The sequence below is a fragment of the Paraperlucidibaca sp. genome, assembly GCF_982810325.1.
This window is the reverse complement of record NZ_CEYEMI010000040.1, coordinates 1-8,567: the sequence shown is the minus strand read 5'-3', so window position 1 is coordinate 8,567 and position 8,567 is coordinate 1. Positions and strand designations below refer to the sequence as shown.

The 8,567-nt window shown below is 51.4% G+C and carries 7 protein-coding genes; all 7 read right to left on the bottom strand.

Features of this window, described 5'->3' with window-relative positions:
• The coding region (gene rfbB / locus AC3DKE_RS10325) for a dTDP-glucose 4,6-dehydratase (protein ID WP_487990627.1) at positions 1-729 on the bottom strand (729 nt) is incomplete at its 3' end.
• A 17-nt stretch (positions 730-746) separates the two neighbouring features.
• The gene (locus AC3DKE_RS10320; RefSeq protein ID WP_487990626.1) at positions 747-2,933 is read right to left on the bottom strand and encodes a polysaccharide biosynthesis tyrosine autokinase; all 2,187 of its coding nucleotides are present in this window, start codon (positions 2,931-2,933) and stop codon (positions 747-749) included.
• Between the two features lie 36 nt (positions 2,934-2,969).
• Positions 2,970-3,398 carry a low molecular weight protein-tyrosine-phosphatase gene (locus tag AC3DKE_RS10315; RefSeq protein WP_487990625.1) on the bottom strand — a complete coding sequence of 143 codons (429 nt, stop codon included), beginning with the start codon at positions 3,396-3,398 and terminating at the stop codon, positions 2,970-2,972.
• A gap of 2 nt (positions 3,399-3,400) precedes the next feature.
• A complete protein-coding gene (locus AC3DKE_RS10310; RefSeq protein WP_487990624.1) occupies positions 3,401-4,522 on the bottom strand; it encodes a polysaccharide biosynthesis/export family protein in 1,122 nt (373 codons plus the stop codon).
• A 115-nt stretch (positions 4,523-4,637) separates the two neighbouring features.
• Positions 4,638-6,911, bottom strand: coding sequence for a YjbH domain-containing protein (locus AC3DKE_RS10305; protein ID WP_487990623.1), 2,274 nt, complete (start codon positions 6,909-6,911; stop codon positions 4,638-4,640).
• Positions 6,908-8,281, bottom strand: coding sequence for a YjbF family lipoprotein (locus AC3DKE_RS10300; protein WP_487990622.1), 1,374 nt, complete (start codon positions 8,279-8,281; stop codon positions 6,908-6,910). The genes AC3DKE_RS10305 and AC3DKE_RS10300 overlap by 4 nt, the downstream gene beginning before the upstream one ends.
• A gap of 75 nt (positions 8,282-8,356) precedes the next feature.
• Positions 8,357-8,567: exopolysaccharide production protein YjbE (gene yjbE, locus AC3DKE_RS10295; protein WP_487990621.1), on the bottom strand; the 211-nt coding region annotated here is incomplete at its 5' end.

Sequence of the window (8,567 nt, the reverse complement as noted above, 5' to 3'; positions counted from 1 at the left end):
CTGCCCTTGCGTTACCACGGTGACCAAAGCGCGGGCGTGATCTTCAACATAAAGCCAGTCGCGAACTTGGTCGCCTTTGCCGTAAATAGGCAGGGGCTTGCCTTCAAGCGCATTGAGAATAACCAGCGGAATCAGCTTCTCAGGGAAATGATATGGGCCGTAGTTATTTGAGCAATTCGTCACTAGTGTTGGCAGGCTGTAGGTGCGCTGCCACGCTCTTACCAGATGGTCTGAGCTGGCCTTACTTGCGCTGTATGGGCTGCTAGGCGCGTAGGGTGTGGTTTCTAGGAAGAGATCGTTTGTGCCGTGGAGGTCGCCATAGACTTCATCGGTGCTGATGTGATGAAAGCGGAATGCAGCTTTACGCTCTGCATCTAAGCCTTGCCAATAAGCTCTAGCGACTTCCAACAAGGTGTAAGTGCCCACGATATTGGTTTCGATAAACGCCGCAGGGCCATCGATAGAGCGATCTACGTGGCTCTCAGCGGCTAAGTGCATGATGGCATCTGGCTGGTTTTCAGCAAAAACGGCTTCTAGTGCTGGGCGGTCGCAGATATCTACTTGGGCAAAAGCGTAGCGTGGGTCGCTACTCACATCGGCTAGGCTTTCGAGATTGCCGGCGTAGGTGAGCTTGTCTACGTTGATAACGCTGTGTGTAGTGTTTTTGATGATGTGGCGAATGACGGCAGAGCCGATAAAGCCGGCACCGCCAGTGACTAATAATTTCATTTTAGCTTTCTACTACCTTAACTTTTACGCTGATCATATTTATACGCATAAGCATATTGGTACCCATAACCGCTACTCGCCACCGTCACCGCATTTAACAAAATACCTTTCACGCTCACACCAGCCTGACCTAAGCGCTTCAAGGAAAGCTCAATTTCACGCATCTGTGTTTGGCTAAAGCGAGTCACCAAAAGTGTAGCCCCAGCATGACGACCAACAATGGCGGCATCTGTTACTGCCATCACCGGAGGGCTATCAATAATGACACGGTCGTACTTTGCTTCCATGTCTTTCAGAAGCTGTTCAAAACGCGGGTGCAGCAAGAGCTCAGCTGGGTTCGGCGGTAGTTCACCAGTAGCTATATAGTCGAAGTTTTCTAAGCCAGTAGCGCGGATAACCGAACTAGCCTCTAGGCCTTGAGCCACCAACTCCGACAAACCATGCTTACGTTCTGCACCAAAATACTCATTTAAATAGCCACGGCGCATATCCGCATCGATCAACAATACGCGCTCACCTGTGCTCGCCAGCAAAGTGGCTAAGTTCACGCTGATAAATGACTTACCTACACCAGGCCCTGGGCCTGTGATCATTAACAAATTATTTGGTGCATCGACTAAAGCAAAGTGCAAGCTGGTTCGTAAGCTACGTAAAGACTCAATGGCTAAGTCGTTTGGCTCGTAATGCGCCAACAATGCCATGGTGCCACCTTTCTTCTTCAGTTTTTTCACTAACTTATCTTGCGCGTCGCTCGCGGGAACAGTTGCTAGCACCGATACGCCGGTTCTTGCTTCTATTTGCGCGGCATCTTTCACGCCACTACGCAGTGCTTGGCGTAGCAGCACAAAGCCAACACCCACTATGCCGCCTAATAGCAATGCCAGCACAACGATTAATGATTTTTTTGGCGCTACTGGCTTTAAAGTGGGTTGAGCAAAATCGACAATGCGCACATTACCAACCGTGCCAGCACGAACCACTTTCAACTGCTGTGCGTTATTTAGCAACGTGGTGTAAAGTTCTTGGCTAACCTTCAAGTCACGAGTTAGGCGCAATAGCTCTTGCTGCGTTTTTGGTAGCTTGTCTACTTGCCCAGCAAACTGTCCACGCTGTGCTTGTATGGCATTAATCTGCTTATCTAGCACTTGTACCGATGGGTGCTCAGCGGTAAAGCGCCCCAGTAGCTCTTTACGCTTTTGCTGCAACTCTAGTAAGCCAGTTTCGGCCACTACGCTTTGCTCAAGCAGTAGCTCACCTTCTTTGCTGACATCAATCGAGCCAGTGCGCATGCGGTACTCGTTGAAGCGTACTTCCGCTGCTTCAAGGTTTTTCTTAATCTCAGGCAGTTGGTCATCTAAAAACTGTAAAGTTTGCTGTGCTTCTGCCGACTTACGCTCAACGTTCTGCCGAACATAATTATTGGTAATTTGGTTTAGCACTTGGCTGGCTTTGTCAGAGTTCACACCTTTATAAGTCAGCGTAATCATTCCGGTTTGCTTACCTTGCTCGCTGGCGCTTAAGTTTTCGCTCAACTCAGCGATTGCTTGCAGTTGGTTTTGCTTCACTAGTGTAAATGACTGGCCAATAGGGCTAATTAAGTCGCGGACAAATAGACCTATGCTCTGCCCTTGCCAAGTCGCGCTAAAGGCTTGGTTTGCCTTGCCTTCGCCCAGCATCTTGCCTTGCGGGCTAATTAGCTGAAACTTGCCTTCGCCTTGTACTACCAACTCAAACTTTTCGCCTTGCAAAGCTCTAGGTACATCAAAGCGAGTTACGGCGATATGGCGTGCTGCGCTTCCAGCCCAAAGCTTCCCTATCACTGGGAAATATTTTGCCTGTGCGACAATATCCAAATGCAGATCTTGCACCGATTTGCCCAACACCATACGCGAACGAATAAGCTCAATCTCGGTAGCCGCCTGGGTTTTTGTCTCAAACATGCTACCAAGTTCGCTAGCTATGGCACCTAGACCGCCGGCTTTGCTGTCTTCGACCTGCACCAAAGAGTTGACTTGATAAATTGGTGTTGCGATTTGCGCATATAAAACACCCACACTGAGTGCAATAGCGGAAATACCTGCTATCCACCAGCGGCCTTCGACAAGACTGCCAAACAGCTGTCGCAAGTCTATTTCGTCATCGCCGCTGTCTTGTGCTGGCGTGGGGGCAATGTAATTGGCAGGAGCGTTACTTGAGTTCGTCATACTGTCGCTTAATACCTAATAGTTTTACTGAGCGCTTTAGCGCAATTTGGGTAGCCATGAAGCAATGCCGGTTTGAATATGTTGCAGGGCAATCTCAAACTCTTCGCGTGGCTTTCGATACGGGTCAGCAATATTTTGCTTATTCCAGTGGCCAAGCCGATACACACGGCCTCGAGCTTGTGGGAACTGCTGAGTTAGCGCGATCTCTTGCTTTTCGGTCATGACTAAAATCAGCTCTGCATCGCTAACTAACTCGGCGTTGAGCTGCCGACCTCGATGCGAACTGATGTCATGGCCAAGCTCAACCATTAATGCTTGAGCATGTTCATCTGCCGGTGCGTTTACTAGAGCACCTAAGCCGGCTGAACTTATGGCCTTATTTGGCAACTCGATCTTTAGTAGCTGCTCAGCCATGGGGCTGCGACAAATATTGCCGATGCAAACCACTAAGATGCGATTAAACATATTTAGTTGTTGCCGATGTCTTGACCTGTGCGCAACAGGCTTGCCGATGGAAATAGTTGGCTAATGACACGGTTCCAACGGGTGATGCCTGCGCTGCCGACATACACCATATCGCCCGCTTGTAGCGCAAATTTGTCTGCCAGCACCAAGCTCGCTGGTTCGCTAGAGTCAAGTGAATACACATCTACGATGCGCCAGTTTTGCTCTGTGCCAGCACGGTCGCGCAATACGTAAATAGACGAACCTTTTGATGTGTTTTGGTTTAAGCCGTTGGCTTCTAGCAAAGCGTCGGCCAAGCTGATGCTGGCAAGCTTAAAGCGCACAGCCATAGGCCTAGACACTTCGCCCATCACGTACACTTTTTTACGATCGGCGTATGGCAGCTCGAGTTGGTCACCGTCTTTCAAAATGACTTTTGCTGCGGTTAAGCCCGCACGGTTGATAGCGTCTAAGTCTAAATTGTAGGTAATGTCATCGCGGCGTAAAGCTAGGCTTGATAAATCGGCGTTAAGCAAGTCAATGCCAGCCTGACCTAGGGCATCGGGCAATGACAAGGGCACAGTAGTAATCGGCAATGCCGTTGCTTTTTGAAAGGCACCCACCAAATAAACTTTCTGACTGCCGTAGCGTGTAACTGCTACGTCGATTTGCGGGCTAGCGATGAATTTAGTTAAACGATTAGTCAATAAGGTGCGAAGCTCATCTACCGTTTTACCAGCGGCATGTACCGTGCCAGCGTAGGGGTAGAAGAATGTGCCATCTGCTCGAATAACCCGGCCGTTTGCATCGATATCATTAATCACAGTACCGGCGGGGGCTGTTAACTCAGGGTGATCCCATACGGTGACACTGAGCACATCGCCAGCGCCAATACGGTAAGACTCATGCTCGTAGTCGCTTAGCTCATCTAAGGTGTCTTTTAGCTGCGCTACTTGGCCGTCACTGCTTTGCTCAGCGATAACGTCGCCTGTAATGGGCCTTACTACTACTTCCACACCAGGCTCATCGCCGCCGCCCTGACTTGAGCTCTTAGGCAATAGATTTTGCCCCGGAGCCAATACACAACCGCTGCTAACTATGCTTGCTGCCAGTACGGCGGCCGTCATATGAAGAAGTTTATTCATGCAATCTACCTTAGTGTTGAGCCGCCAGACACGCTACCGCCACAAGGTTGTACGCTAACCCTTGCGACGTGATAGTTATGTCCAGCGCCATTTATGACGTTGTGTGCACTGAGTTTTACTTACGAGGCCCGCGTAATTCGCTGATAGACCATAAGCCGTTGCGGCGGTTTAGTTTTTGACCGCCATCGCGCTGAATAGGGTTAAAGCCAAGGCTCGCTTTCGCTTTTGTATGACCAATGGTCAATAGATCTAGCGGTACTTGCAGGTAAAAACCTTTGTTAAAGCTGCCTTCGCCAAACTCTTCAGCCGAAACATCGGTTTTAGCAAAGTAGCCGCCAACCACGACACCCGAGGCAAATTCGCGCGAAATATCAACGGTAGCGCCGATGTCGCCGGCCAGGTAACGGCCGGCCGAGAGTTTAACTCTAAAGTCGTAGAAATTGGGCAGATCTTTGTAAAGTGTGACGTGCCCCGTTTCAACTTCATAGTTCAACAAACCAAGCTCACTGGCTGGGTCGCGCTGGCGCACCACGTTCGCATCTATCCCTACGCCCCAGGTGCTGTTTAGTGGGCGGTACAACACCTCGCCACCAACACCGGCAAACATTAATTCCAAGTAGCCGCCATAGGCCTGTGCCTGCCAGTTACTACCAAACTCACCAAACTGTGTGAGCTGTAATCCTTCTAGGCGGACAGGCTGATCTAGATATTCACGAATGCGCGTGCGCACCGGCGGCAAGGTAGTGAAGCCCGGGTTAAGCTGGGTAAAGTTGGCGTAATTATTCACCACCGATGCCAATACAGTGGCTTGTGCTAGCGTTTGGCCCTTATCCCATGCCAGCTCTGCGCGAGCGCCGATGTCATATGTGTAGATGGAGTCGACGCCGCCAAAGCCTTGTTGCAGGTATGGGGTAAGCGTAGTTGACCAAGGGCTATGGTCTGGTGTGATTGTTTGAACCGTAGTTTCGGATGTGTTTTCAGTTGTACTGCTTTCAACCAGCTGCTGCTCGGTGACACCGTCGAGTCTTTTAGGTGTTTCACGACTCAGAACATCCTCCAATGCCGGCTGGCGATCGCTAGGCGTTAGCGCATCCACTAATTCATCACGATCCACTGCCACCATGACTTGGCCAAGCCCATGCACTGTGTCAATCAATTGAAAATACTGAAATGGCGATGGCACTGTGGCTTGTAAAACCCGCATGGCGCGCTCATGACCAACTAAGGCGTCGCGATAACGCGTTTGTTCGGCGCTGATCTGCACGGTATTTTCTGAGATGGCGATATGGTCGACCTGATAACCCGCCTCTAGCTGAAGCCGCTTGGTTATGTCGACCCAATCATTAGCTGCGCCTGGCTCTGTGTCGGCTGCAGTTTGCGCTGCTTCAACCGCTACTGTTTTTACGGCCACTGGAGCTGGCATGACTGGCATGACTGGCATGACTGGCATGACTGGTGTGACTGGTGTGATTGGGTCTACTTTTTTCGCCTGTCGCAATGTATTGAGGTTGCCGTGAATGACTACGCCAAACATTGCCGTATTGCCACGCTCAAAGCCCAAGCGCAGCGCTAAATTCGAATTCACTCGAAGCTGTGCGCCAAAGTTAAAAGGAGAGCTCGACTCAAATGCCGAAGGGTTATTTTCGTTGCTATAGTCGTTGCCATCGGCTTCGGCAAGCAAGGTTAATGGCTGCCACGGAGTTTGCCACGACACGCCAGCGATGGGGCTCATTGGTCCTGAGAAAAATTTCTTGAACTCTACTTGGCCACCCTTGCCAGATGTCACTTGCGAGCGTTGACAAAAGCGGTCGGCAGCTGAGCAAAATGGATTACGCAAGCGGTCACGCTCACCTAAATTGCCCCAGCCAAGGCCGGCACTAAAGTCAAAATTACCCAAGCGCTTAGATGCCACGAGAAATTCGCCATCGAACAAGCCCGTACCGGCAATGTCTCTTAGCCCTAACGCAACAGCCGGTAAGACTTGAGTTTCTTCAAGTAAGCGAAAGCGCAAATCTACGCCCTTGTCGACGTTAGCTTTGCCAGTGAACAAGGTAACGCTGTTGTCTTGCACATAACGCAGAGTTACATCTAGCCAAGGCAGCAATTGCGCATTTAAGTTGTAGCGCAAGTACGGTTGAACTCGGTTCAGTGATAATGCAACCTCACCGTCTTGCGCCATGCGCGCACTCGGCATTTGCAAATAGCCCGGGCTACCGAAATCGTTGTAGATAGGCGGTGGCGATGACGGAAATAGTGGCAATGGCGCACTGGTGCCAGCCACTAGCTCACTGACACTTAGGCCGTTGGCAGGTTTGGTTTCTTCTTCGGCATATGTTGCGTTGGCAAATAGCGCGGCGGTGAGGGCCAGAGCATTCAAATACGGCTTCACTTTGCTTCCCCTACCTTGTGCGCAAATACCGCCAACAATTGCTCATTAAGATCGGCAAACGGCCCGTGTAACCAACTAGCTTTAAATGGAACAAAAAAGCGCTCACCCGGCAGCACCAAGCTATCGCTCAGGCCCTGCGTAATACTCACTTTCACCGGCTTTCCAGCGCGCGGAAAACGATAAATCATGTCTTCATCTGCACCCGGACGCCACAGCGGCGTGTCACGTAACTGCCGCAATGGCCCGCCCGCCGAGAAGTTCAATTTGGCGCGATGAATAGCACCCGCCACGTCCACGCGGTGCGTGACACCATTGGCTTCGATAACGTAATGCCTGCCGCGCAGGGCTAGATTGTGTCGCGGCGAAATAAGCAAACGCGCTGGATGCACCGCCGTTGGCACGCGGTCGGCCATGCGCCAGCCGCTCATGTCTCTCGCCAAGGCGTTTGCCGTTGCGGCCACGCCGTAATATTTCTCGCCCTGCCAATACGCGGCAAACGCTTCTAGATTTTTAACTACCGCATCACGCTGCTGGTTTAGCTCAGCTTCGCGGTCGGTGCTGTAAATCACACTATTAGCCCAGTCGATGTTCGGCTGCGCCAATAGCGATTGTAATAAGTCATTCAGCGTTGCGCCTTTAGGCACACTCGCTTGATATGTTTCTGGCAGTTTTACCGCTTGCGGCTCAGGCTGAACGGCGGCGCGGCGTATGGTTTCGAATGACCAGCGCGGCAGCAATGGCCCCAGCTGCTGCTCCGATTTCACCACGTTATTGTCGGCATCGAGCCAATACCAGTTGCTGTAGCGATGACCAGTGATTGGCGAGCGCACATCTTCTTTAACGATGGTTAATGCTGGCTCTGCGGCTTCGCTGCTTGCGGTATCAGCTTCGCTTACTGTGCTAGCTGGCTCTACTCGTTGCACTGGCTGCAAACATCCGGTCAATAAATAGTGTCCGGCCTGCAACTCACCCCAAGCACGCCAGCTCGACCGCCAGCACACCGGCTTTTCGGCATCGATGGCCGCTTGCGGCGCAGGCAATGCATCCACGAAAGCGGCGTCGGTACTAAAGCCGTCGGTGCCAATGAGGCGGCCTTGCTTAATGCTGACCAAACGGCCCTCAGAGCTAGCGTAGTAATCAACACCACCTTGCTGCTGCGCCAAAACAATGGTCGCGCGCGGGTTATCGGCAACGCGAATGTATTGCGCCGCATAGGGAAAATTGGTGAGCTCTTCTGCCGTTAGCCTGACATCAACAGGCTTGCTGAAAAGCGCTCTAAAAGTCTCAATGGCGGGGTCAAATTGCGCACTTGTCGCACAGCCAGCCAGCGATAACGCGGCAACACAGGCAAATCCAACAAGCTTATGCATAGCAACCCTGCTTATTTCGCTAAATCACGCGAAAAAAAGACCCCGTGCGGGGCCTTTTTTCTTCAAACACGAATCTTAAGGATTGGTGTTTGTAGTGGTGTTCGAATCGTTGTTGCTGTTTGCAACAGCTGCAGCAACACCAGCAACGGCGGCAACAGTGGCAACAGTAACAGCAACGCTAACGCCTGTAGCAACACCGGCAGCACCAGCACCAGCAGCAGCGCCAGCAGGAGCTGGGTTAGCAAACGATACGCCAGCCATAGCGCCCATGATTAAAACAGCAGCA

Coding starts and splice junctions, on each gene's coding strand:
- AC3DKE_RS10320 (WP_487990626.1), bottom strand. CDS start 2,933: ATGACGAACTCAAGTAACGCTCCTGCCAATTACATTGCCCCCACGCCA.
- AC3DKE_RS10315 (WP_487990625.1), bottom strand. CDS start 3,398: ATGTTTAATCGCATCTTAGTGGTTTGCATCGGCAATATTTGTCGCAGC.
- AC3DKE_RS10310 (WP_487990624.1), bottom strand. CDS start 4,522: ATGAATAAACTTCTTCATATGACGGCCGCCGTACTGGCAGCAAGCATA.
- AC3DKE_RS10300 (WP_487990622.1), bottom strand. CDS start 8,281: ATGCATAAGCTTGTTGGATTTGCCTGTGTTGCCGCGTTATCGCTGGCT.